Below are 24,639 nucleotides of genomic sequence, written 5' to 3'. Positions count from 1 at the left end.
AATATTCAATATGTTCTTAAGCGTAAATAGGATATTCCTTTTCGGCTCTTACAAATAGAGGAATTTCACCAATTGGAGCCTCTACCGTGACTACTTGTCCACCTTCTATTATCTCATTAGTCTTTGCGTTCTTCCATAACTGATTCTTTGGCAGATAAACTTTCCTGCTTCTCTGTCCTAATTCGAATATAGGCGCTACCAATATATCAGGTCCAAACATGTATTGTGTATCCGCATTCCAGCAAGCTTCATCCTCTGAGAATTCGTAGAACATGGTTCTCATAACAGGAGTTCCTTTTTCATGGGCTTCCTTCATGCATTCTCTTACATATGGGCGAAGTCTTTCACGCATTAAAATATATTTTTTCATTATCTCATAGTTTTCCTCACCAAAGCTCCATACTTCATTATCGCTGCCAGTAAACATTTGAGTTACACCATCAATTACTGCCTGCTTGGGCTGAATATGAGGCACTCTCTCTCCATGAAGACGAAGTACTGGTGAGAAAACTCCAAAAGCAAACCAACGTAAAAGAAGTTCATGGAAGTTCTTATCCTGTACGTCTCCCCCTAAAAATCCTCCTATATCAGTTGTCCACCAGGGTATTCCTGCAATACCCATGTTTAACCCAATTTGAATCTGTTCTCTAAGGGCTCTGAAGGTGGAGGAAACATCTCCTGACCAAATGAGAGCTCCATATCTTTGGCTTCCAGCCCAAGCAGAACGAACTAAGTTACATACATTTTCCTGACCTGCTTCTGTCATTCCATCGAAAAAACCTTTGGCATACATAGCCGGATATATATTAGTACATTGAAGAGCTGGTCCTTGATAATATCTGTAGTTATCAAAATCATAAGGTCCAAACTCAGGTTCAGCCTCATCTAGCCAGAATATACGAACTCCCTTGTCATAATAATTTTTCTTGCAAGCTTGCCATACATAATCCCTAGCACCTGGATGTGTAGTATCATAGAATACTGTCTCACCCATCCAGTTCATATTTATATTCATTCCTCTATCTGCAGAAATTAAATAGCCTTCCTTTGACATTGGCCCAAAATTTTCAGAACGGCTATCTACTGTTGGCCATACGGAAACCATAAGCTCTATGCCCATTTCCTTTAATTCAGCTATCATAGCATCTGGATTTGGCCAGTCTCTAGGTTCAAACTTAAAGTCCCCTTGTTTTGTCCAATGGAAGAAGTCAATTACTATTACGTCTATTGGAATTCCTCTGCGTTTGTACTCTCTTGCTACCTTAAGCACCTCAGCCTGAGTTTTATATCTAAGCTTACATTGCCAAAAGCCTAAACCATATTCAGGCATCATAGGCGCTTTTCCTACAGCATTAGCATATTGCTGTTCAATCTGAGCTGGAGTTTTTCCAGCTGTTATGAAATAATCAAGCTTCTTAGTGCTATTAGCTATCCACTCAGTACGATTTGTACCAAAGGTTACAGTTCCTATAGCCGGATTGTTCCATAGAAAGCCGTATCCTCTGCTTGAAAGCATAAAAGGAACACTTGCTTGACAGTTACGGTGCGCTAGCTCTAAAATTGCTCCCTTTTTGTTTAAAACCTTTTCCTGGTATTGACCAAGTCCAAATATTTTTTCATCTTCATAAGCTTCAAAACGAAGAGTAAGCATATAATCGCTAGCTCCTGTAATAGGCTTTAATTCTCTTCCATCCACACGAAGAGGCACGCAATACCTATCTATACGATCTCTGTTGCGCCAATATTCTTCTGTGAGTATCTTACCCTCACTATTTTTAAAAGTAAGCCACCCTTCTCCGTTAAAAGAAGCTGTAATTTCTCCATTTTGGATCGAAGCAACCTGAGTTTTCAGAGCATGCTGTTCTCTTTCCTCTTTAATCCAAGGCTCTATTAATTCTGTTTCCTGAATTACAATTTTAGCATCAGCAGCTTTTGGCTGATCAATTAACGCCCAGTCATTAACATCCATATTAGCTTCTTTTGTCATACGAACTCTAAGAGAGTTTTCTCCCCAAGGCTCGATCCAAATAGTTTCAGATCCATTTTTGCCAATTAAACGATTTCCTATTTGAGTAAATTTCATCTTACTCTCCTCCTATTTTAGAATTTATCATTGTAATTTACTTATTGTTTACTTAATATTTATTGCTTATAATTGTATTATATTAATTATTTTTATCTTATACTTTAAGTAAATTGCTAATTACTAACACAATATTGTTGATATAAGGAAGGTAGATTAAGGAAGGTAGATATAGCTTGAAATCAAAAATATTACTAAAAGAAAATGCTATTCATGGTACAGCTTTAATTCCAATTGCTATTCATCATCTAAGCTATAAAGAAAATGAAGAAAACTTTTTTTATCTGCACTGGCATTATGAATTTGAATTTATCGCAGTACTTGAAGGGGCTATTGTATATACTATTGAAGATAAAGATTATATTGTTATGGCTGGTGAAGGCTTATTCATACATTCAAATCAACTCCACGCAGCAAGATCTTATAACGGCATGCCTTGTGAAGCCTCTGTAGTTTTATTTCATCCGAATCTATTTGGCGACAGTAAGCAAGGTGCTGCTTATTCAAAATTTGTTTACCCGATTCTAAAAGAAGAAAGAGAGTTTAATAAACATTTTACTTCTCAAAATGAATGGCAAAGAAAAATAATTGAGTTGATAAAAGAAATGGATCCCTTAAGAAATGAGAATTTATCTGAAAATGAACTAATTTTAAAAAGCAAATTATTTGAAATATGGCATTTATGTTATAAAAACTCCGGATTTACCGCTCCTAGATACAGAAGTGAAAAAAATTACAAGCTAGATAGAATGCAGCCAGTTTTAGATTATATTCAGGAAAATTATAAAGATGAAATAGTTCTGGAGGATTTAGCAAGAATAATCCCTATGAGTAAGGGGCAATTCTGCCACTGCTTTAAAGAGGTCATGAATATGCCCCCTATAGCTTACATTATTCGTTACAGAATATTGAAAAGCTGCAGTTTGCTTAACGAAACTGATTGGAAGATATCTGATATTGCAAGAAACATAGGTTTTAACAACATAAGCTATTTCAATAGAGAATTTATCAAGGCCATTGGATGCTCTCCCAGCCAATATAGAAAAGAAGGTTAGCATGAAAACTAACCTTCTTTAATTATATATTGTAATTTTATTCAAGTTGTGATAACATATGTTATTTTAGTTTTAAATCCATTCAGGAGATGATAACATGCCCCCAAAACCAGCAATTACCAAAGGAATGATTGATAACGAAGCCTTCCAAATAGTACGTGAATCTGGAATGGACGCTTTAACAGCTAGAAATTTGGCCAAAAGACTTAATTGCTCTACTCAACCTATTTACAGCATCTGCAAAAGCATGGAACATATAAAAAATCATGTATACGCTATGGCTGTGGAATTTGTACTTTCAAACATGAAAGAATATAGAAATGAAAAAAATAGCCCCGCTCTTAATTTATGCCTTGGTTATTTAAATGTGACTAAAAACGAAAAACAACTTTTTAAATCCGTATACTTATCCGGATACAAAACCTTTGATTTAAGCAAAGATAGATTTATTGGTGAAGAGTTAAGTACTTCTTCTTTGCGCCACAGCAAAAGACTTAAGGACATAGATGAAGACACCCTTCGAAAAATATATCTAAAACTAAACATCTATGTAATGGGCATAGCTTCAATGATAAATACTGATACAATCAAAATTACTATGGAAGAGGCGGGAAAAATGGTAAAAGATATGTATGAGCTTCTCCTATGCAGTGAAATTTCAAATGGAGGTTAAAATTTATGAATTCTTTAATTGGAAAACGTATTGGAGTCGGCGGAAATTCTGAGGTATTTGAATGGGAAAAGGATAAAGCCTTAAAATTATTTTATTCAGACATGGATGAATATGGCGTAAATAAAGAATTTAATAACATAAAACTTGCTTGGAAGAATGGACTTCCAACTTATATGCCCTATGAACAAATAGTCATTAGCGGCCGTTTAGGAATAATATACGAAAAAATTGAAGGACAAACTTTTATGGAGCTGCTTTTAAAGGAATATGATTCTGGGATATCTATAAATTTACCACTTTCTGATGAAGATAAGTCTCTAATCGATACAAAAGACAATCTTATAAGGCTTACTGCAAAAATACTTTACGATATTCACAAAAAAGTTATCCCTGAATTTCCAGACCAAACAGAAACGCTTAAATGGCACATTTTCTCTGCTCCATACTTAACAGAGCATGAAAAAGAAAAAATAAATAATATTGTAGATAATTTGCCTAAGAAAAGCTTCCTTTGTCACGGAGATCCCAATCCCGGTAACTTCATTATGCGAGAAGGGAAGCCCTTAATTATTGACTGGATGAATGCTTCTTCTGGAAATCCAGCTGCAGATATTGCAGAATACATTGTTATGATGCGCTATGCTGTATTACCTGAAGGATTGCCTGAAAGCTTTGCTCATTATTTTAATAATATCCGTGAATTTTTAATTGAAATATTTCTTGATGAATATATTAAATTATCTGGAATGAAATATGAAGAAATCGATGCTTGGCTTCTACCAATTATGTGTGTAAAACTAAAAGCTAGCGCTATATGCAAGAGAGAAAAGGATGTTCTTTTAAATTGTATTAGAGAAAAACTAAAATAAATACTTACCTTTTACCTAAAATATTTATTTTATCAAAATAAATATTGATATGTCAGCTTATTTAAAAGGTGTTGACTAAATCAATCAACACCTTTTCACAGCGATTTTATTAAATACTCTTCTGAAGCACATCGTAAGCATATTCTATAATTTCATCACAGGAAACGCCTTTTTTCTTTAATTCTATACATTGAAAGGTTTCATATTTATCTCTTATTTTATCCATTACTTCTTTAGTTATCTTTCTGGTTTCATTTGCTTCCAAGCTTGATTCTCTTCCCTTTAATGCACCTATAGCCATTAATGCTCCAGTAATGGCCCCGCAAGTATTTCCAACATTCATGCCTCCTCCAAAAGGAGTTGCCACAGCTACTGGAATATTCAGCTTCTTTTCATCATTTATTGCTTTTATTATAGATTCTGCACAATTGTAACCTTCCTTATGGAATTCCACCGCTCTATTCATAAACATTTCTCTCCTTCATGATAAAATTATGCTATATTTTATAATTTGTTCTTATCTCTCTAAAGGTTTTATGTAAGCTCCGGTTCCTCCAGAAACATTTATCACATTATATCCTTTAGAAGATAAATCCTTGCAAGTTCTAGAACTCCTTCCGCCTGATTGACATATTATATGATATTCCTTATCTTTATTTAAATAATTTTCAGGCTTTGATAATATATCTCCCATAGGAATGTTTTTAGCCGTAGGAACATGGCCATTTCTATATTCGTACTCTTCTCTAACATCTATTAAATTTATTTTTCCTAATTTGCTGTCTAAATCATGTACACTTATGGTATTTACATTATTATTGCTAAATATTGAAAACATATTTTCTCTTCCTTCTTTCATCTAAAGTATATTAGTTTTTTCTTATATACTTATGCTAGGCTATAAAACTATACTTGTCAAGGCTTTTATTTTTTAATGCATAACTATAATTAATGAATCTTATATAGATTTATTTCCTATTTCTTAGCCAATCAATAAAATCATCTTTTTCCTTTAAAGAAATCTGATGCCCCACTGGATATGAATTGAAGGTTCCAGCTTTATTTCTTTCTTTAAAATATTTGTAATTTTCTTCCCCTACCTTCAAAGGAAACACCTCATCAAATTTACCGTGGCCAATAAATACAGAGAGCTCACTAACATCCTTTATTTCGTAATCTTCCTTTACATGCTTAGGAATATATCCACTCAAAGCTACTATACCTTTAAGCTTATTTCCCATTTTAAGTGCCAAACTCATAGATAGAATAGCTCCTTGACTAAATCCAAGTAAAAATCGTTTAGAGGAATCTATGGGATATTTTTCTATGGACTCACTAATAACCCCTTCGATATTATCTATTGCTTCATCAAAGGAATCAATATTAGGATTTCCAAAACCTTTAATAGTAAAATAAGCATACCCATCGCCCATAGTTATATTTCCCCTAATTCCTATAATAATAAATTCCTCTTTAATTTCTCCAAGGGTACTAAGAATGTCTTTTTCATTACTCCCCATGCCATGCATAGCATAAATAACAGGATACCTCTTTCCTTCTTCTAAACTTGCTGGTAAATTAATACTATATGATAAATTTGTTTTCATAATCTCTCAACCTTTCTTTTTTGATACTCATTATTAATTGATATTCTTTATTAACAAAAATAGCAAATGAAACATTATTTGTCAATATACCCTTAAGATAAACTCATTATACTTTTCCATATTATATTGTTATATGTGAAAAATATATAATATAATGTATCTGTACGCTTACTAGCAAATTTAAAGAAATTTAGGAGATGAATTATTTATGGCATACACGATTATAGACATACTGCAGAAGCTCATGGATATTGAAGAAGATTCTTTTAATTTATACTTGCATATGGCAGAAGATGCTGGCGAAAAATCTCTAAAAATAATGGTGGCTGCTAAGGCAATCGCCAAGCAAGAACAAAAGCATGTTGAATATTATAAAGCTTTGATAGCTGATTTAGATATTAAACCAAATGATCCTATAGATGTTTATTTATATGATAAAGTTTCTAAACTTCTTCTGGAATTTAAAACTCATATGCATTTATACCGAATGGAAACCATGGAAGATTTAATCAAATTTTCTTTAGAATTTGAAAGAAGCAATATTGGACTCCTTCTTGATATTCAAGGCAGGCTGCTAGAAAAAATATCTGATATGAATAATAATATTTACAAAATTATTTCAACAATAATAGAAGAGGAACGAGAACATGAAAAAATGTTTATGGATCTATTGAATTATATGTAATATTTACATAATTATCAAAATCCCCTTAAACCAAAAGCCTAAGGGGAAAACTATTATAAAAATTCTATTATGCCCTTTGCTAATTTACTAACTCTAGCTAAGGAATATACCTCATACCCAATATTCTCAAGCTTTTTTCTCCCTGGCTGAAAAGACTTTTCTATTACTATACCTATCCCGTTAAGCTTTGCTCCCGCCTCTTCTATTATGTTTATAACCCCTAAAGCAGCCTGGCCATTGGCAAGAAAATCATCTATAAATAGAATTTTATCTTCCTTGGTAATAAATTTTTGAGACAAGGTTAACTGATAATCCAAATCCTTGGTAAAAGAATGAACTGTGGTTTGATATACCTCTTCATTTAATATTTTAGAAGCCTGCTTTTTTAATATAACCAGCGGAACTTCAAGCTGAAGCGCTGTCATAGCCGCTGGAGCAATTCCTGAACTTTCTATAGTAAATACTTTAGTTATACCTTTGTCCTTAAAATTCTCCTTAAAATTCTTTCCTATATCCTGCATAAGCTTAACGTCTACTTGATGATTCAAAAATGAATCTACCTTTAATACATTTTCGCTCAATGCATGTCCATCTTCTATTATTCTCTTTTTTAATGCCTCCATGTATTTCACCTCTAATTAGCTATTTAACACTGCTACACCAAACCTGAAAAATCAGCTTCATAGTCCATATATTTTTTATTATACTAATTCTTTAAGTAAAGTTTCAGTATCAAAAGGTTTCATAATATAACTCTTAGCGCCTAATTCAAGACATTGCTGCTTTATTTCCTCATGTCTTACTGCTGAAATAATTATAACAGATGTTTCTGGACTAACCTTCATTATGTGTGTCAATACATTGATTCCTTCCATAGTAGAATCTGATATATTTAAATCTAAAATAACTATATCTGGTTTTTCATTTTCAAACAACTTTATGCCTTCCTCTTCATTGGATGCCTCTAGTACTGTGTACGAATCTCCTCTTTCTAAAATTTTTTTCACAAATAACCTCATGAAGGATGAATTATCAATTATCAATATCTTTTTCATATTAAAGCTCCTTTTATGTTTTATTTTAATATATTCTTTATCCCATTGAAAAATTTAATACATTCGTCTATTTCATGGTTTTTAGCAGCTTTCTCAAGCTCTAAAGCCAATTCATAAATAGAATCTATCCTTAATGTTCCTGAAGACCCCTTTAATTCGTGACTTAGTCCAGCTAATTTATGAAAATCTTTGCTATTTACAGTCTGATTAATTTCTTGAATCAGCTCAGTAAGACATCTTATGTAATCTTCAAACAATTCTAAAGCATCTTCCCTTCCAAGACCAGACATCTCAACAAATCTATCTATATTTTTATCTATAATACCGTTATAATTTAATTCATTTTTCTGATTTTTAGTGTTAGCTTCTATCTTTTGGAACATAAGCTCAAAATTAATAGGTTTGCTAATATAATCATCCATGCCTGCAGCTAGACATTTCTCGCAATCACCTGCCATAGCGTTAGCAGTCATTGCAATAATCCTAGTATGTTTTCTTTCCCCTTCTAGAAGTCTTATTCTAGCCGTACTTTCATATCCATCCATTATAGGCATCTGGCAATCCATAAAAACCACATCATAATCTTTCTCTGAAACAGACTTTAATGCTTCCAGACCATTTACTGCTATATCACAGGTCATATTGCGTGATTTTAGTACATTTATAACAATTTTACGGTTCATTTCATTGTCATCAACTAATAAAATTCTTGATTTTATGGCAGGTTTAAATACTTCTGCTGAAGCCTTATTTATACCCTGAAGTTTTTCAATTATGTTTTTAGATTCATAAGCCTTTTGCGCTATTTTTAGCTTAACATGGAACTTAAAGGTTGAGCCTTGTCCATATATGCTTTCAACATAAATTTCACCCCCCATCATCTTAACTAATTCGCTGGATATGGCTAGTCCAAGACCTGTACCGCCATATTTTCTCGTTGTGGAAGCATCCGCTTGATTAAAAGGCTTAAATAATTTAGAAATATCTTGTTTTTGTATTCCTATGCCTGTATCCTTTACTTCGAAATTAAGTACCGCTATTTCATTTTCTTTTTCCAAGTGATCCACGCAAATAGTAATTTTCCCATTTTCTGTGAATTTCACTGCATTGCTTATTAGGTTATTCAGTATCTGTCTAAGTCTTGAAGGATCGCCTATCACTTCTTCAGGTACTTTAGAATTTATCATAACGCAAATTTCAATCCCTTTTTCTGCTGCTTTAGGTGCAAGAATTGAAACTGTATCTTCAATAGTGCTTCTTAGGTTAAATCTGATTTTCTCCATAGTAAGCCTTTTAGCCTCAATTTTTGAAAAATCTAATATATCATTGATTATATACATCAGCATCTCTGAAGCAATTTTTGCTTCCCGTATAAACTCCTTTTGTTCCGTAGACAAGTTTGTTGACTGTAGAAGTTCAATAAATCCGAATATCCCATTCATGGGTGTTCTTATTTCATGAGACATATTAGCTAAAAACTGGCTTTTAGCTATATTAGCTGCTTCTGCCTGTTCTTTTGCCTTGAATAGTTCCTTTTCAGCTTTTCTTTGTTCTGTAATATCTTCAGCTGTACAAATAAGGTATTTAATGTTACCTTCATCATCTCTCTGTGGCTTGCTTTTTATTTGAAGAAGTCTGTTTTCGCCTTGCCAATTTTTTATTTCAATTTCCTTTTCTGCAGGTCCATTTTGCTGAAATAATTCCCAATTACTTTTAGACAGCCTATTGGCAGTATCTATATCATATATATCGTATATATCTTGATATTCTAAATCACTTTTTTCTTTTCCAAAAAACTTAGCATGAGCCTCATTCACAGTGGCATAAGAAGTTACATTTCTTAGTGCCCATATTTGAGATTGAGAATTGTTAAGCAAAATAGCTTGCCCACCAATTGTCGTTTCGTATTCTTTTTCTTTAATAATTCTTTCAGTTGTATATGAAAAAAGCTTTGAAATATCACATAATATTTTTATTTGATACTCTTCCCAGATTATAGCTTTTGATAAACTTTCATAACCTATGAACCCTATTATTTTACTTCCTATTTTTAGCGGAATAATTAAAACAGATTTTATTTTTTGTATAGCAAAAACTTCTTTTTCAAATATTGCCTCTGAAGGCAGCTCTTCCAAATTATTTATTGCAACAAAATCATTACTTTTAATAGCACGAATAAGCCAGGGCAGAGTGTACACAGCTTCTTCTTCCTGCTTGTCCCTCTTAGCTTTTACATTTTTCTTATTCCACTGACATTCTATTCTCATAAATGTAAGATCCTTTGAAAAATGATATATATATACCCTATCCAGCTGAAAAAACGCACCTATTTCTTCTAATGCATTTCTTAATTCAATATTATAATTTACGGTATCTATACCTATAAATTTTTGAAAAATTTTATTGTTTAATTTAAGACATTCATTAGAATAAGCAATGTTTTTATAATTGTCATCACACATAGACTACCTCCAAAAACTTAAAAATCACAGCTTTCTGTAATAAAAAGAGTCAATTCCTTAAGTAAGTCAACTTCATATGGTTCAGCAAGCAGATTCCCAGCTCTATCATATATAATTTTCACTACAGGTCTCATAGGCATTGAATTATTTTGTCTTATTACTAATCCTTTTTCATTTGTGCTTAATATAACTGCACTTCCTGTTGGAAAAGCAGCTATATTCATTGTAAACTTCCTTACCATTTCTACATCAAAATAAGTGTTACTAACAGCCATCAAATATTCAATGACTTCGGATACAGTTTTATGTTTATCTTCATTTCTGCCTGATATCATATTATCAAATACATCACATATGGAAATTATCTTTGCCATTTCATTTATTTCATCGCCCTTTAGCTTTAAAGGATATCCGCTTCCGTCACTTCTCTCATGATGCATTAAGGCTGCTACCTTAACATAAGCATTCCATACATGCTGCTCTCCTAAAAAATCATAACCTACCTTTGGATGCATTAACTCAATATACTTGTTTATTTCCTCTTGACTATTTAGCTCTTTTAAAAGCTTTTTGTCATTCATAATTTTTATCTTCCCTATATCATGCAGTAATGCGCCTGTAGCCAAATCCTTAAGCTTCAGCATATTATATCCCATATGGGTTCCTATTATTGTAGCCAATACACTTACATTTACAGAATGTGAATATATGTTATTATCGCTGGTACTTATTTCTGCCACATTTATCAGCACATCTTTATTTGCCAATACATCCTCAAGTATTGAATTCACTGAATTCATAACACTATCATCATAGGTTTTTCCTTCGCGGCAGTATCCTTCTATCATTTGCTTTACTGCTTTTTTACTCATCTGCCTTGTTTTTTCTGAAATGCTTTCCTCTATATTAACATTTCTTGATATGTCATCATCAACATAAACTAAATTAATTCCAAGCTCTTTAATTCTTTGAATATAATAAGGTTTCAATTTTACTCCAGCCGCTAGCAAAACCCTGCCTAATTCATCATAAACCTGTCTGCCAAGGATTTCGTCTCCCTTTAGACTAGAGACACTAACAACTCGCATAGCTACCTCCAAATAAACTCGCTGTTTAGCTTAAGTACTATAAACAGCAGCTTTTATCATTTTTCATACTTTATATTTTTCTATTTACTATACTCAGCTTTTACGAATTTTTCTAATGCAACTAAGGAACGTTCAACCTTTTCAGTATCGATACAATAAGCCATTCTGAAATATCCAGCACATCCGAAGCTATCCCCCGGAACTAGGATTAAATCATATTTTAAAGCCTTTTGGCAGAATATTTTAGCATCTTCCTCTAAAGCTTTTGGGAAAATATAAAAAGTTCCTCCTGGCTTTGTGCAGGTAAATCCTAGCTCAATTAATTTATTATATATAAGATTCATATTTCTTTCATAAACTGACATATCCGAAGTCATATCCACCACTTCTGCCACAGCAAGCTGTATGATAGATGGAGGGCAGTTATGTCCAATGCCTCTTGAAATCTGTCCACACATGCTGACTATGTAGTCAGAATCCACACAAGCAGGATTTACCGCTACATATCCTATACGTTCTCCAGGTAGTGAAAGAGATTTAGAATAAGAATAGCAGGATAAGGTGTTGTCATAGTACTTTGATACATAGGGTGCATCTACTCCTTGGAATAAGATTTCTCTATATGGTTCATCAGAAATAATAAAAATTTCATGACCATATTCTTCTTGCTTTTTATATAATAACTCCGCAAGCTTCTTTATTGTTTCTGTAGAATAAACTACTCCAGATGGATTGTTTGGAGTATTAATCAAAATCCCTGCAACCTTATGAGTAAGCATTGCTTCAAACAGATCAAAATTAATCTGAAAATCATCTGTATTTGGAGGAACTACCTTAAGTTCAGCGCCTGTTAAATCAATGTATGGATGGTATTCAGGAAAAAATGGTGCAAAAGTAATCACTTCATCTCCTGGCTCTGTCACAGATCTTACAGCGTGTGCTAAAGCTCCTGCTGCACCTGAAGTCATAAATATATGCTTTTCCGTATAATTCATATCAAATCTTTTGTTCAAAGATTCAGCTATTTTAGCTCTAACAGATGTTATTCCTAAACTTGGGCTATATCCATGAAGCTCCACTGGACTTTTGGTAGCTAGCATTTCAAGCATAACCTTAGTAAACTTTTCTGGTACCGGAACAGACGGATTTCCCAAGCTATAGTCAAATACATTTTCGTATCCTATTTCGCGGCCTCGTTCTGTTGCAAATTCAGATAGCTGCCTTATAACTGATTTTCCTTCTAACATTTTCTTATACTTCTTTGCAATCATTTTTTATCCCCCTTAATTTATAATCCATTTACGATATGATTAGGACGTTCACCTCTCAGTGCGGCGTCTATATTTGCCCAATTTTTCTTGTGCGCACGATAAAAATAACTGGTAGTAATCCCACCTATGTGCGGTGAAAAAATAATTCTGTCTGCATATTCTTTAGGTAAATTCAAAAGTATGTTATCTAGAGTTGTAGGTTCTGGAGCTACAGTATCCAATGCTGCACCCTTTATTTTTTCCGATATAATGGCATTATAAAGTGCTTCATTATCTATAATTTCCCCGCGAGCTGTATTAACTATATAGGAATTTGGCTTCATTTTGCTTAGGAAATCCTCATTAATCATACCCGCAGTTTCAGTGGTTACTGGACAGTGAATACTAATAATATCACAATTATGCACCATTTCATCTAAATCCATATAAGATACATGGTATTCCTTTTCTGTATCAGCAGACTTTTTAAACTTAGTATAATAATATATCTCGCATTCAAAAGGATTAAGCCTTTTAGCTGTAGCCTTTGCAATATCTCCAAAGCCTATAAGTCCTATTTTACAATCTCCTAGCTCTGTAATGCCCTCAACCATCATTTTTTCCTTCATATATATCTGATTGCCTTCGCGTTCTGCGCCATCACAAACTATGATATTACGAAGAAGTGCCAGCATTAACAGCACTGTCTGCTCTGCCACAGCTCCTGCATTTGCGCCCTTGCAATTGCATACATATATTCCTCTTTCTTTGGCAGCATCACAATCAATGCCATTAAATCCTACACCTTCAGACTGAATTATTTTCAAATTAGGCATATTTCTTATAACATTTCCTGAAAGCTTTGCCATAGGATCTATAGCAATAGCATCTGCATCATGTGCGGCATTAAAAAGTTCTTCATCTTCTGCACCACGAGGACAAAACACTCTATCAATATTTTTTACAATATCTAAATCTGGCATATATTTTTTATATCGATCTTCATTTCCAATAATCAATATCTTCATGTTGTAACCCTTCACCTCCCAACCAATTCTTCAGTAGCATGCCATCTTTGGCAGCTAGATAGTCAAATATTTTTGGATTTTAATTAATGATATAATAATTTCATTTAATATCTTTCATTATTATATCATAATTTCTGCAGTCAAAAACCAAAATTATTTTTCTCCCAAGTATAGAGCTCTTCAAAGTAACCATCTAATTTGTTAATAACAAACTCTTTCGGCAAAAAAGTAATAATTAATCAAATTATTGACAATATTATTGTGTAGGGGTAAAATATATTATAAATCAGATAATAAATTACATTTATAGCATGAAACAACTAAAACTCATGAATAAAATACCATATTATTGGTATTAAAATACATAAGAAATGAAAGGGGATATATTTTTATGGCTTTTAAGACTAATATCGACAAAGAAAAGAAAATTTTTGGTGCTGAGGTGTTTGGTTTTCCAGAGACTGGAGGAGCAGGAGAAGTGTTAGGTAGCTTTGATAAAATATTAGGCAGCATTGATCCAAAGGAATACTCTTTAGTTCTTGATTGCTCTGAACTTGGAGTATTCAGACAAGAATCAGTTCCTGCACTTGAAGGATTGTTCAAGCTATATCAGCAAAAGGGCTTCAAGCACATTGTATTTGTAAATCCAAAACAAGTTACAGCTTCTATGCAATTAAAGAGAGTAGCTAAAAATATTCCTGGTTTTGCAGGTGAATTTGTAAGCACAAAAGCAGAAGCTGAAAAAATCTGCTCATAATTGATTAAAAAGAGAACTATTATGTTTTATAATAGTTTCTTTTTTTCTCTGTTTTAAAACAGAGCTTTATTTTTATTATGGAAAGGGGAAATAAAATTGAAAAATGCAAGCATAGTTATTAAAAGTATAGGAGTATACCATCCAAAAAGATCAGTTGGTAATGAAGTGTTCATAGAACACTTTAAAAAATTGGATAAGGATATAACCGATTTATTAAATTTCTTCGGACGAAATACCAGATATATATCTGATGATCCTAAGGAAAATACAGTAACTATGGCAATTGAAGCCTCTAAATCAGCTCTTGAAAAATCCAAAATCAGTGCAGAAGAAATTGATTTATTGATATTTTCTTCAGGAACTCCAGAATATTTAGCCCCAACTAACAGTCTTAAAGTTCACAACGCTATAGGCGGAAAATCTACAGCTATCGTTTATGATATGAATGCAAATTGCGTTGGCATGATAGTAGCGGTTGAGCAAGCGAGCAGATATATGTTGTCAAATCCAGAAATGAAAAAAGCTCTCGTAGTAGGAGCAGAACAAATGAATAAATTCTCCCAAGAGACTGATGAAATTACAAGCAGCAGCTTTGGAGATGCTTCATGTGCAGTTATTCTTGAAAAAGTAGAAGACACTGAATCAGGCTTCATAGACGCTGTATTTTATACAAATTCAGAACGAACACATGATATGCTTTTCCCTGAATGCGGCATGTCTAATATATATAATCCAAATATTTCAGAACAAGGAAAAAGAATTTACTGGTATGGAGGCAGCGGCGGAAATGGCTTTGCTATAGTAAAATCTCAAATAGATGCTTTATTTGAAAGAAATCATATTTCCAATAAGGATATTTCAGGATATTTTATTTCTCAAATATGCAAGCAGAATATAATCGACCTAGCAGCCGCTATGGAGGAAGACTCAGATAAATTCACCTATATTGGAGATACCTTTGGATATACTGGGACAAGCAGCCCCTTTATTGCCTTAAATCATGCCATAGATACAAATAAAATTAAAAGAGGAGATTACATAATTATTTGGTCCGTGGGTACAGGCTTTTTTGCCGCTGGTACTTTGTGGCGATACTAAAAAATTTATTTTGAACTTCTTTCAAATAATATTTATTATTAATACAAAGAACCCTCTTAATTCTTTATAAAATATTATGAGGGTTCTTTGATGTTTCATCATATTTTTTATTTTTAGCTAAACTTTTATATTTGTACATACGCTCATCTGCAATCTTTATAAGCTGTTTAAATTCAGTTCCTTCGCTAGGAAATTTAACAATTCCATAACTATATTTACAAACGACTTGATTAGTTTCAAAAATTATAGGCTTAATTTTAAAGTATTCTAGCAGTTGTTCAAATTCATCAATCAAGCCTTGCAAGTCCCAATCAAAAAAGATTCCTATAAATTCATCCCCTCCAAATCTTCCGATAATATCAGAATCTTTGCTTATATTACGTAATCCCTCTGAAAATGCTTTTATTAATTCATCTCCAGCTAAATGTCCATATTTATCATTTACAGTTTTAAGCCCATTTAAATCAAAAACTACTGTAAAAAACTCTTTTTTATCATGTCTATTATCATCTATATAATCATACACTAGCTGTTCCAAATGACTTCTATTATATACTTTTGTTAATTTATCATACCTAGCCAAATATAACGTTTCTTCATGAAGTTTTTGCTTAGTAATAGCAATAGAAACCTGATCTCTCATATATTCCATTAATTCTATGTGGTCTTCATTAAAAATGTTGTTATAAACGCTATCGATATTTAAAAATCCGTATAATTCACCATTTATAATTATGGGTGAACTTATAGAAGATCTTATCTTTAAACCTTCCGATGTAGCTAACATTTTTATTTTTTTATTCTCATTTATATTGCTAAAAATAACTGTTTTATTTATATCTTTTCCATTATTAAATCTTGCAAAATGTTCTTGTAGTTTTACGAAGAAATGTTTAACCTCTTCATCATGATATCCTTTATATACAGCTATTTTTAAATTATTATCATTATCCAAAAGCAATATAGAACCGCTGCTTCTCGCATCAATACAACTAATAACCTCATCTAAAATTAATTGTAGTAGTTCATTTATATTAAATATTTCGTTAATAGAGTACCCTATTTTAAGCATGGATTCCTTTAGCTTTAACAGCTTGTCTATCTTTTCCTTATCCTTTTTTTGTTCACTAACATCCACAATTACGCCAACTAACCCTTTAACTTTATCTTCTTCATTTAAAAAAACTGAATTGTTAAAAATCACATCATGATATGTACCGTCTTTATTCATTAGTTTTGATTCATGAACTCTTGTGGTTTTTTCATTAATTAAATTTTTATCTTTTGTGTCATAATCATTAGCGAAGCTTTTTTCAAACACATCATATACAGTTTTGCCTATAATCTCTTCCTGCTTTTTACCTAAAAAATCTAAGAAAGCGCTATTGCACTGAATATATCTTCTCTCTTCATCCTTAGAATATATAGGATTAGGAATAGCATTCATCAATGTTTCAAGAAACTGTAAACTATAAGACAACTGCTCCTGCTGCAGCTTAATTTCAGTTAAATCATTTAAAATTAGAATTTTTCCGATTGTTTTTTTATTTGCTTTAATCCTGTTTTCATATATATTATTTACGTTTACCTTATAATACTTAAGACTGTCCTCATTTTTTATACTTATGGAAGTCTCATTATTAGAGCAATTGTTCAAAGCTTTTAGCAGCACATCATAGTCCTTAAGCAGATCATCAGCCTTTCCGTATCCTTTATTTATATTCTTCAACTCAGGCATAATTTTTTTTGCTGCTTCATTGAGACTAACTATATTATTTTCAGTATCAAATATTATTACCCCATCTACCATGCTAAAAAAAACTTTTTCAATACCTATTAATTCAAGCTTTAGCAATTTAAATTTAAGTATAGCAAAACTATATATTATACTTGAAAAAGAAAGTGCAATGGGGCATAAATCTATATTAAATGAAAGCAAACCTAATAGATGCACAATATCTGCCACCCAAGGTATTACCCAGGCTACCATTAACATCACCGTTTGCTTTTTTATAATCAAAGATGCCTTTGGATAGGAAGCTATAAAAATTATTAATCCTGCTATCATTAAGGCATATGTATATATAATATTTAACCAGTACCCAGGACCTCTAACTATTTCAACTATTGGGAAAACTCCATGATAATCCATGTATATTTTCTTATAGAACAAGTGATGAAAATCATTAGTATAATTTAAAATTAATGTAATCAAAGGAATAATGCATAATAGTATTAAAGTGCTCTTCTTCACTTTCTTTATATTGCCTGTGAAATCAAGCGCCATAATCATCCAAAACACTCCCAAAAAAGGTATTCCTAAATATTCTATTCTAATCCAAACCTCTGCCTGTTTAATTGTTGTACTAAGTATCTCAAAGGCATATCCAAAGGCATAAATAGATACAGGAATCAATGCCAAAGAAAGATATGATTTATTTCTTTTGCTTGCATAACAGGCTACATAAATAGATGCTAATGTAAATATTAAAAGAAAATGATTTAAAAAGATATTTAATTTCAAAATAATCACCTAAATTTTTTAAATTTCATCCCTTACCCTATTATACTAAACTTTGCTAAAATTTCATAACCAATTCTACTCTCATCATTTTCTATCCCTGTTCCACAGCCTCTGCGACTCTATCAAATATAAGCTTAAACCAAAATGTATATGCATCCGGATTTTCTAAAATATCTGATTTAATGCTATCAATAGCTGACCACTTATAGCCCTCAACTTCATTTTCATCTGGTGAAACCTCTCCATCGTAATATCCAATAAAAACATGATCAAATTCATTTTCAACAAGATTATTTTCTAGCTTCGCAGTGTAGGTAAAGCTAAATATATCCTTAATTTCGCAGGTAAATCCCATCTCTTCTCTAAGCCTTCTATATGCAGCCTCCTGCAAAGCTTCCCCATATCTCGGATGGCTGCAGCAGGTATTCGACCAAAGTCCAGCAGAATGATATTTTCCGCTGTGCCTTTTCTGCAGCAGCAGCTCTTTTTTCGAATTAAATACAAATATAGAAAAAGCCCTGTGAAGCATGGACCTCTTATGAGCCTCTAGCTTTTCGATAGCTCCTATTTCTCTGTCATCCTTATCAACAGCTATAATATATTCCAACATTCCTTTTCTCCTAACATAATTAGATGGTTCTGTTTTAAATCAGTGTTGATTTTTAAACTTATTTAAAACATAGCCAATTAAATAAAAACTCAATAAGATTAAAACACACTTATAGCCTGTAGTCAATAATCATTTGCAATTAATAATTCTTGCACGTAAAGATAAGCATCTAGCCTAAAGTAATAAATCATCTCCATCTCCAACCTATAGGCGATTGGAAATGGAGCCGATTAAATCATACTTTTAAAAATTTTTGCAGTACTAATTCATCTGCTTAAGTGAATTTTTTAAATCATCCTCTGGGCTGCTGATTGCTTTTATATCAAAAGTATCCACCAAATATTGCAATACATTAGGAGAAATAAAAGCCGGTAAACTTGGTCCTAAGTACATTCCTTTTATTCCAAGAGACAACAATGCTAATAAATCCGCCACAGCCTTTTGCTCATACCATGAAAGTACAATAGTCAGTGGCAGCGAATTTACATCTGTGTCAAATGCATCTGCCAGAGCTGTAGCTATTCTCACAGCTGAATAAGCATCATTGCATTGGCCAACATCCAATAACCTTGGCAATCCTGCTACAGTTCCAAAGTCTAATTTATTGAATCTGTATTTACCGCAGGCCAAGGTAAGAATCACACAATCCTCTGGAACCATTTTTGCAAAATCAGTATAGTAATTTCTTCCTGGCTTGGCGCCGTCGCAGCCTCCTATCAAAAAGAAGTGCCTTATCTTTCCACCCTTAACCGCATTTACTATAGCTTCAGCATTGGACAATGTGGCATGATGTCCAAACCCCACTAGTATTTCTTTGGCTTCTTCTTCTTGATCAAAGCCACCTAATTGCAAGGCTTTATTTATTATTTCACTGAAATCCTTGGTTCCATCTTCCAGAGTTTTAATATACTTTACTCCATCCCATCCAACCACACTTGTGGTAAATATCCTGTCTTTATAAGTTTCCCTTGGCCTCATCAAGCAATTTGTAGTCATTAGAATGCATCCTGGAATTCCATCAAATTCGCTTTGTTGATTCTGCCAAGCAGAGCCAAAGTTTCCTACTAAATGCTTATATTTTTTTAGTTCTGGATATCCGTGAGCCGGTAGCATTTCTCCATGAGTATATATATTAATTCCTTTACCTTCTGTCTGCTGAAGAAGCATTTCCAAATCCCTTAAATCATGTCCAGATACTATAATAAAAGGTCCTTTCTTAATTTTAACATTCACTTTATGTGGAGAAGGATTTTTATATCTGCTAGTATTAGCTTCATCTAATAATTGCATTACTTGTACGCTCATATCTCCAGTTCTCATAACCACACGTATCATGTCTTCTAGGCTTAAATTATCATTTGTTGTAGATTCTAAGCCTAGAAAATAAAACTGATCTACCTGGTCATTGTTATATCCTATAAACCTTGCTTGATGCCCATAGGCACTTATACCCTTTAATCCATATAGCACCGTAGATCTTAAAGAACGAATATCTGCATCAAGGCTCTGGTCATACATTATACCTGCCTTCACTGAATCCTTTAACATGTCTTCTTTTGTACCACTTAAATTATATGTAGCAGCATCTGGATATTGTCCAAGCGGTGACTGGCTTCTTAAATTTTCTTTAATCCTTTGAGACTCCTTTAGCAGTTTAACATGAACTTCCGCGTCAAAATTTACATTAGTTAATGTGGTGAATAGCCCATTCTCCACAAACTTTACTATTTCCTTATCAATAATTTTGCTCTGATCAATTAAAGCTTTGGCATAGCAGGAAATCCCCTTTAGCTGATATATTAATAAATCTTGTAAATTTGCTATTTCTGGTGTTTTTCCGCAAACTCCGCTCTTTGTACATCCCTTTCCTCCAGCTGTTTGTTCACATTGATAACAAAACATAGCATTTTCCATGATTAGCCTCCTAGTCTTATATTATTTAACTATACTAGTTTTTCCTAATCACATAAGTATATTCATCTATTCAAGGAATGATAAGGACAAGTTATTATATGATCATCCACCAAGCCGATTGCCTGCATGAAAGAATAGATTATTACAGGTCCAACGAATTTAAAGCCCCTTTTCTTTAAATCTTTACTAATTTTCTCCGATAGCTCCGTCTGAGCAGGCATTTGTCCCTCAGTTTCAAAAGAATTTATTATAGGCCTATCCTCCACATACTTCCACAAAAAGTTCGAAAGACTTCCAAATTCCTTTTGCAGCTCAATTACCGCTATAGCGTTGCTTCTCACCGCTTTAATCTTGGAAAGATTTTTTATAACATTGTATTTTTCTCTAATATTGTCTAAGTCTTCATCTGTAAGCTTTGAGCAATAATCAATATCAAAATTGTGAAAAGCTTTTTTATATTCTTCTCGCTTAGCAAGTATAGTACTCCAAGATAATCCCGCTTGAGCTCCTTCTAATATGAGCATCTCAAAAATATATAAATCATCATGACTTGGCACGCACCACTCCTTGTCATGATACCGCTTCATTATTTGATTTTTTCCAGGCCATAAACATTCACTCATACCCATTCCTCCACACATTTTATTTATATGTTTATTATATCATTTTAATATGACGGCATATTGTCATATTTATATAATAAAAGCACCTGCGTAAAACAGATGCTTTTACCAATTATCCTTTAAACCATTCATCAGGTTTTTGATTTAAGTAATGTGGCATAAACTCTATTATATGATATTCTTGTATGCCATGAATTTTAAGTGGGTCAGAGAATAAATAATCTTGAACTTTATCAAAGGATTCTGCCTTAATAATGAATACTCCTCCAGTCTCATCAGACTTAAGTCCAGAAATCAGAATCTGTCCTGCATCCATTGCCTTTTGAGAATAAGCTATATGTTCCTTAAGTATATTTTCATTCATTGCAGCTGGATTTTTTATTATACCTTCTATAATAAAGTATTTCATTTTTATCACCCTCCATTATAAGAAATATATGCTATTATCTTATAACTTAACAAATATAAATGTCAACGTCATTTGATTACATTGAAAATAAACAAATTAAGGATATTAATAAACTATGGTAATGTATTAAAGGTATTTTTACCAGCTTTAGAGTTTTTATCTTTACTATTTTCAAAACTGTCTTCCAATTTATTATCCGAATAATTAATTGATACTGCCTCATCTGAAAGACTTTTACCAGATTGTGATGAAATAGAAAGAATGTGCTTATATAATTCCTTTGAATTATTATTAGAATTAAGAACATCTTCTAACTTTTCTTTCAACTTGTCATCCTCAGTTCCATCAACAGTTAATTTATAATCCTTCGACGATATAGAAAAGGTCAATTTAGTACTTTTAGGCACATCAATACTATTTTCTTTTAATAAATTGTTTATTTGTGAATTAATCACCTGAACATTAAATATTTTCTTATTCTCAGCCTCATTTTCCTTGTTAATTGTTATTCCTCTAAATAATGAATCTTTCATATTAACATCATTTGTATGCCCATAATTCATCATTGAGATTTCATTACTATATGCAATTCTTCTTTCCTCGTCAGTTAAATCCGAAACATAATAAGCGGATAGTTTATTACAATATTTATCATAAATATATGATTTAGGATTCGTATGTGATTCCGCCTCTTTAAGAAGTTTGCTATATTTGTCCTGCAATGCCTGATAAGCCACATCGGATTCACTTACATATGAATTTTCTGAAGTTATTTTCTCTCCTGGATTTTTAATTAATCTTTCGTTTGCAGATTTAGCCTTGTTAATATAATTTTGTATACTAACTTTTCCATCAATTATCCTGTTTGAGGACATTAGACTATTACTGCTAATCTGATATAGTTTTTTGTTTAAATTGCTAATTGTAAGATTATTTGTCGATTTATTCCCTACTTTATTTACTTTACTAGAATTTATTTTGCTAGAAATTGAAAGTCTAGCTCTATCTCTATAAAATCTAGCCTGCATAAGTGATGTTATTCTCACTAGCACCTCACCCCTGTTTATATTATTACATTAATAATATCGTAATTTATTCTATTATCTTTAATTTTTTGTAAATATGGCATTAATATCTTAATTTTAATAAATGGATATGTTTTAAATTAATGCAAAAATCAACACTACTTTAGAAGAGAACCTAATAGATAAGCTAAGCTTACAATTTAATATTGGTACTTGTTTTTCATTTTACGAATTTTCCTTCATTTTACTTCATAGTATATTTATGTATTTATTTCATAAATAACATTAGTAAGGAGGGTTTTAATGAAAAAACAAATACTTCGGAAAAAGTTTGTATGGCTTTTAACTATTTTTTTCCTAGTGTCATCTATTTTTAATGTGTTTAATGGTTCTGAGGTTAAAGCAGATAATAATTTCCTAGGAAGTAACGATTACACTAATAATCTTGGCATCGCAAATGACTTTAATATATTTGTACTAGGCAACCATACTGAAAGCAATAGCGATAGCGAGGGAAGAGTCGCCGTAGGAGGAGCTGCCACATATAGGAACTTTTCTGTTGGCTCCAAAACGACTAGTTCTACTACTAGAGCTGATTTAATAGTAGGCCAACAAATTGATATTATTGGAGCTACTAACTTTTCTGGAAACACCACTATTGGCACCTCAGGTAAAGTAGTTAATTATACTATGACCAATAATAATGGTGTAAAAAATCCCATTGTTGAAGATGTAATTAATTTTAATGCTGCATCTAACTATTTAAATGATTTATCTCAAAGTCTAAGCAAGCTTTCTTCTAATGGACAAGTTTCACTTCAATATAATATGCTTTCTCTAAAAGGCACGGATCCCCAGCTTAATGTATTCGAAGTTGATGGTGCAAACATTCAAAGCAGTGGAGTGTCTTTAGATAAGCTTAATACAATCAATATTGATACACCAGAAGACTCAACTGTTTTGATCAATGTAACTGGTAATAACATAGGCTTTGGGCAAGGTTTTGGAAACAATTATAAAGGTAGATCTATAGATGGCAATGACAAAAATGATGGGAACTCAGTTCTTAATAAAATTCTATGGAATTTTCCCGATGCGACTAGTGCTTTTAATGGAAACAGTATAGCCGGTTCCCTATTAGCTCCTAATGCTTCCTGGGATGTAAAAGGAAGTTGTCATATAAATGGAACAATCATTGTTAAGAATCTCAATTGCAATAATGGAGCCAATATAGAAGCACACGATTATAAATTCTATGGTCATTTGCCAAATAGCGATTCACCCACTGGTGCTGTGGAGCTAACAAAGACAGACAAAGATTCTGGGGCTGTACTCAAAGGCGCTGAATTTAATCTGCTGGATAGTCAAAATAAAGTAATCGGAACCTACACTACTGACGAGAATGGTAAGATTTCTGTGTATGGCTTAACTTTAGGTGATTATAGCTTTGTTGAAACTAAGGCTCCTGATGGTTATGTATTGGATACTACTCCTATTAAATTTACTATTAAAGCTGAGCAAACTTCTACCGTGAAGTTAACTGCTGCCGATATAAAACAAACCGGCGCTGTGGAGCTAACAAAAACAGACAGGGATTCTGGGGCTGTACTGAAAGGCGCTGAATTTAACCTGCTGGATAGTCAAAATAAAGTAATCTCAACCTACACTACTGACGAGAATGGTAAAATTTCTGTGTCTGGCTTAGCTCTAGGCGATTATAGCTTTGTTGAAACTAAAGCTCCTGATGGTTATGTTTTAGATTCAACTCCTATTAAATTTACTATTAAAGCGGGGCTGACTTCTCCTTTGAAATTAACTGCTACT

General features: G+C 32.5%; 23 protein-coding genes. 7 read left to right on the top strand and 16 right to left on the bottom strand.

The genetic code is table 11. The features are described 5' to 3' along the window. Positions 1-16: 16 nt before the first annotated feature. Entirely contained in the window at positions 17-2,083 is a 2,067-nt protein-coding gene (locus IAI10_RS21715; protein WP_315675413.1) for a glycoside hydrolase family 31 protein, read from the bottom strand. 176 nt (positions 2,084-2,259) lie between these two features. Between IAI10_RS21715 and IAI10_RS21710 the strand changes: the two genes are divergently transcribed. From IAI10_RS21710 to IAI10_RS21700, 3 genes are all read left to right on the top strand, one after another. Continuing rightward, the gene (locus IAI10_RS21710; RefSeq protein ID WP_315675412.1) at positions 2,260-3,138 is read left to right on the top strand and encodes an AraC family transcriptional regulator; all 879 of its coding nucleotides are present in this window, start codon (positions 2,260-2,262) and stop codon (positions 3,136-3,138) included. Between the two features lie 97 nt (positions 3,139-3,235). Beyond that, positions 3,236-3,811 (top strand): hypothetical protein, encoded by a 576-nt coding sequence (locus tag IAI10_RS21705; protein WP_315675411.1) that lies wholly within the window; start codon positions 3,236-3,238, stop codon positions 3,809-3,811. Between the two features lie 5 nt (positions 3,812-3,816). Next, positions 3,817-4,680, top strand: coding sequence for a phosphotransferase (locus tag IAI10_RS21700; RefSeq protein ID WP_315675410.1), 864 nt, complete (start codon positions 3,817-3,819; stop codon positions 4,678-4,680). 109 nt (positions 4,681-4,789) lie between these two features. Here the strand turns inward: IAI10_RS21700 and IAI10_RS21695 are convergent, their stop codons facing one another. The 3 genes from IAI10_RS21695 to IAI10_RS21685 form a co-directional block, all read right to left on the bottom strand. Continuing rightward, entirely contained in the window at positions 4,790-5,146 is a 357-nt protein-coding gene (locus IAI10_RS21695; protein ID WP_315675409.1) for a C-GCAxxG-C-C family (seleno)protein, read from the bottom strand. Positions 5,147-5,197: 51 nt separating this feature from the next. Next, entirely contained in the window at positions 5,198-5,518 is a 321-nt protein-coding gene (locus IAI10_RS21690; protein ID WP_315675408.1) for a rhodanese-like domain-containing protein, read from the bottom strand. A gap of 130 nt (positions 5,519-5,648) precedes the next feature. Further along, positions 5,649-6,287 carry an alpha/beta hydrolase-fold protein gene (locus tag IAI10_RS21685; protein ID WP_315675407.1) on the bottom strand — a complete coding sequence of 213 codons (639 nt, stop codon included), beginning with the start codon at positions 6,285-6,287 and terminating at the stop codon, positions 5,649-5,651. Between the two features lie 208 nt (positions 6,288-6,495). Between IAI10_RS21685 and IAI10_RS21680 the strand changes: the two genes are divergently transcribed. Further along, positions 6,496-6,972, top strand: coding sequence for a ferritin family protein (locus IAI10_RS21680; RefSeq protein ID WP_315675406.1), 477 nt, complete (start codon positions 6,496-6,498; stop codon positions 6,970-6,972). A 53-nt stretch (positions 6,973-7,025) separates the two neighbouring features. Here IAI10_RS21680 and IAI10_RS21675 read toward each other — a convergent pair whose 3' ends face one another. The 6 genes from IAI10_RS21675 to IAI10_RS21650 all read right to left on the bottom strand — a co-directional run bounded on the left by IAI10_RS21675 (position 7,026) and on the right by IAI10_RS21650 (position 13,855). Then, positions 7,026-7,595: a xanthine phosphoribosyltransferase gene (locus IAI10_RS21675; protein ID WP_315675405.1), complete on the bottom strand. Its 570-nt coding sequence runs from the start codon at positions 7,593-7,595 to the stop codon at positions 7,026-7,028. Between the two features lie 78 nt (positions 7,596-7,673). Next, positions 7,674-8,027, bottom strand: coding sequence for a response regulator (locus IAI10_RS21670; RefSeq protein ID WP_315675404.1), 354 nt, complete (start codon positions 8,025-8,027; stop codon positions 7,674-7,676). A gap of 20 nt (positions 8,028-8,047) precedes the next feature. Next, positions 8,048-10,489: an ATP-binding protein gene (locus IAI10_RS21665; RefSeq protein WP_315675403.1), complete on the bottom strand. Its 2,442-nt coding sequence runs from the start codon at positions 10,487-10,489 to the stop codon at positions 8,048-8,050. A gap of 17 nt (positions 10,490-10,506) precedes the next feature. Next, on the bottom strand, positions 10,507-11,577 hold the full coding sequence (locus tag IAI10_RS21660) for an HD-GYP domain-containing protein (RefSeq protein WP_315675402.1): 1,071 nt from the start codon (positions 11,575-11,577) through the stop codon (positions 10,507-10,509). 80 nt (positions 11,578-11,657) lie between these two features. Further along, complete coding sequence (locus IAI10_RS21655) at positions 11,658-12,848, bottom strand: pyridoxal phosphate-dependent aminotransferase (RefSeq protein ID WP_315675401.1); 1,191 nt, start codon at positions 12,846-12,848, stop codon at positions 11,658-11,660. 17 nt (positions 12,849-12,865) lie between these two features. Continuing rightward, positions 12,866-13,855, bottom strand: coding sequence for an NAD(P)-dependent oxidoreductase (locus IAI10_RS21650; protein WP_315675400.1), 990 nt, complete (start codon positions 13,853-13,855; stop codon positions 12,866-12,868). A gap of 391 nt (positions 13,856-14,246) precedes the next feature. Here IAI10_RS21650 and IAI10_RS21645 point away from each other — a divergent pair, with 391 nt between their 5' ends. Further along, the gene (locus IAI10_RS21645; RefSeq protein ID WP_315675399.1) at positions 14,247-14,612 is read left to right on the top strand and encodes a hypothetical protein; all 366 of its coding nucleotides are present in this window, start codon (positions 14,247-14,249) and stop codon (positions 14,610-14,612) included. A 96-nt stretch (positions 14,613-14,708) separates the two neighbouring features. Continuing rightward, the gene (locus tag IAI10_RS21640) at positions 14,709-15,710 is read left to right on the top strand and encodes a ketoacyl-ACP synthase III (RefSeq protein WP_315675398.1); all 1,002 of its coding nucleotides are present in this window, start codon (positions 14,709-14,711) and stop codon (positions 15,708-15,710) included. 64 nt (positions 15,711-15,774) lie between these two features. Here IAI10_RS21640 and IAI10_RS21635 read toward each other — a convergent pair whose 3' ends face one another. From IAI10_RS21635 to IAI10_RS21610, 6 genes are all read right to left on the bottom strand, one after another. Continuing rightward, the gene (locus IAI10_RS21635; protein ID WP_315675397.1) at positions 15,775-18,243 is read right to left on the bottom strand and encodes a histidine kinase N-terminal 7TM domain-containing protein; all 2,469 of its coding nucleotides are present in this window, start codon (positions 18,241-18,243) and stop codon (positions 15,775-15,777) included. 82 nt (positions 18,244-18,325) lie between these two features. Next, positions 18,326-18,844 (bottom strand): isopentenyl-diphosphate Delta-isomerase, encoded by a 519-nt coding sequence (gene idi, locus IAI10_RS21630; protein ID WP_315675396.1) that lies wholly within the window; start codon positions 18,842-18,844, stop codon positions 18,326-18,328. 261 nt (positions 18,845-19,105) lie between these two features. After that, the gene (gene hcp / locus IAI10_RS21625; protein ID WP_315675395.1) at positions 19,106-20,758 is read right to left on the bottom strand and encodes a hydroxylamine reductase; all 1,653 of its coding nucleotides are present in this window, start codon (positions 20,756-20,758) and stop codon (positions 19,106-19,108) included. A 62-nt stretch (positions 20,759-20,820) separates the two neighbouring features. Further along, a complete protein-coding gene (locus IAI10_RS21620) occupies positions 20,821-21,381 on the bottom strand; it encodes a DNA-3-methyladenine glycosylase I (RefSeq protein WP_315675394.1) in 561 nt (186 codons plus the stop codon). A gap of 112 nt (positions 21,382-21,493) precedes the next feature. After that, the gene (locus tag IAI10_RS21615) at positions 21,494-21,790 is read right to left on the bottom strand and encodes a YciI family protein (RefSeq protein ID WP_315675393.1); all 297 of its coding nucleotides are present in this window, start codon (positions 21,788-21,790) and stop codon (positions 21,494-21,496) included. Between the two features lie 113 nt (positions 21,791-21,903). Further along, complete coding sequence (locus IAI10_RS21610) at positions 21,904-22,836, bottom strand: DUF4885 family protein (protein ID WP_315675392.1); 933 nt, start codon at positions 22,834-22,836, stop codon at positions 21,904-21,906. Between the two features lie 282 nt (positions 22,837-23,118). Here IAI10_RS21610 and IAI10_RS21605 point away from each other — a divergent pair. Continuing rightward, positions 23,119-24,639: choice-of-anchor A family protein (locus IAI10_RS21605; RefSeq protein WP_315675391.1), on the top strand; the 1,521-nt coding region annotated here is incomplete at its 3' end.

Source organism: Clostridium sp. 19966, assembly GCF_032335695.1.
In the GTDB taxonomy this organism is placed as follows: domain Bacteria; phylum Bacillota; class Clostridia; order Clostridiales; family Clostridiaceae; genus JACTOJ01.
The sequence above is the reverse complement of the archived record's forward strand: the minus strand, read 5'-3'. Positions and strand labels throughout refer to the sequence as shown.

Bases quoted from the DNA above. Each gene is read 5' to 3' on its own strand.
- IAI10_RS21715 (WP_315675413.1), bottom strand. From the start codon at position 2,083: ATGAAATTTACTCAAATAGGAAATCGTTTAATTGGCAAAAATGGATCT.
- IAI10_RS21705 (WP_315675411.1), top strand. From the start codon at position 3,236: ATGCCCCCAAAACCAGCAATTACCAAAGGAATGATTGATAACGAAGCC.
- IAI10_RS21700 (WP_315675410.1), top strand. From the start codon at position 3,817: ATGAATTCTTTAATTGGAAAACGTATTGGAGTCGGCGGAAATTCTGAG.
- IAI10_RS21695 (WP_315675409.1), bottom strand. From the start codon at position 5,146: ATGAATAGAGCGGTGGAATTCCATAAGGAAGGTTACAATTGTGCAGAA.
- IAI10_RS21690 (WP_315675408.1), bottom strand. From the start codon at position 5,518: ATGTTTTCAATATTTAGCAATAATAATGTAAATACCATAAGTGTACAT.
- IAI10_RS21685 (WP_315675407.1), bottom strand. From the start codon at position 6,287: ATGAAAACAAATTTATCATATAGTATTAATTTACCAGCAAGTTTAGAA.
- IAI10_RS21680 (WP_315675406.1), top strand. From the start codon at position 6,496: ATGGCATACACGATTATAGACATACTGCAGAAGCTCATGGATATTGAA.
- IAI10_RS21675 (WP_315675405.1), bottom strand. From the start codon at position 7,595: ATGGAGGCATTAAAAAAGAGAATAATAGAAGATGGACATGCATTGAGC.
- IAI10_RS21670 (WP_315675404.1), bottom strand. From the start codon at position 8,027: ATGAAAAAGATATTGATAATTGATAATTCATCCTTCATGAGGTTATTT.
- IAI10_RS21665 (WP_315675403.1), bottom strand. From the start codon at position 10,489: ATGTGTGATGACAATTATAAAAACATTGCTTATTCTAATGAATGTCTT.
- IAI10_RS21660 (WP_315675402.1), bottom strand. From the start codon at position 11,577: ATGCGAGTTGTTAGTGTCTCTAGTCTAAAGGGAGACGAAATCCTTGGC.
- IAI10_RS21655 (WP_315675401.1), bottom strand. From the start codon at position 12,848: ATGATTGCAAAGAAGTATAAGAAAATGTTAGAAGGAAAATCAGTTATA.
- IAI10_RS21650 (WP_315675400.1), bottom strand. From the start codon at position 13,855: ATGAAGATATTGATTATTGGAAATGAAGATCGATATAAAAAATATATG.
- IAI10_RS21645 (WP_315675399.1), top strand. From the start codon at position 14,247: ATGGCTTTTAAGACTAATATCGACAAAGAAAAGAAAATTTTTGGTGCT.
- idi (WP_315675396.1), bottom strand. From the start codon at position 18,844: ATGTTGGAATATATTATAGCTGTTGATAAGGATGACAGAGAAATAGGA.
- hcp (WP_315675395.1), bottom strand. From the start codon at position 20,758: ATGGAAAATGCTATGTTTTGTTATCAATGTGAACAAACAGCTGGAGGA.
- IAI10_RS21620 (WP_315675394.1), bottom strand. From the start codon at position 21,381: ATGAGTGAATGTTTATGGCCTGGAAAAAATCAAATAATGAAGCGGTAT.
- IAI10_RS21615 (WP_315675393.1), bottom strand. From the start codon at position 21,790: ATGAAATACTTTATTATAGAAGGTATAATAAAAAATCCAGCTGCAATG.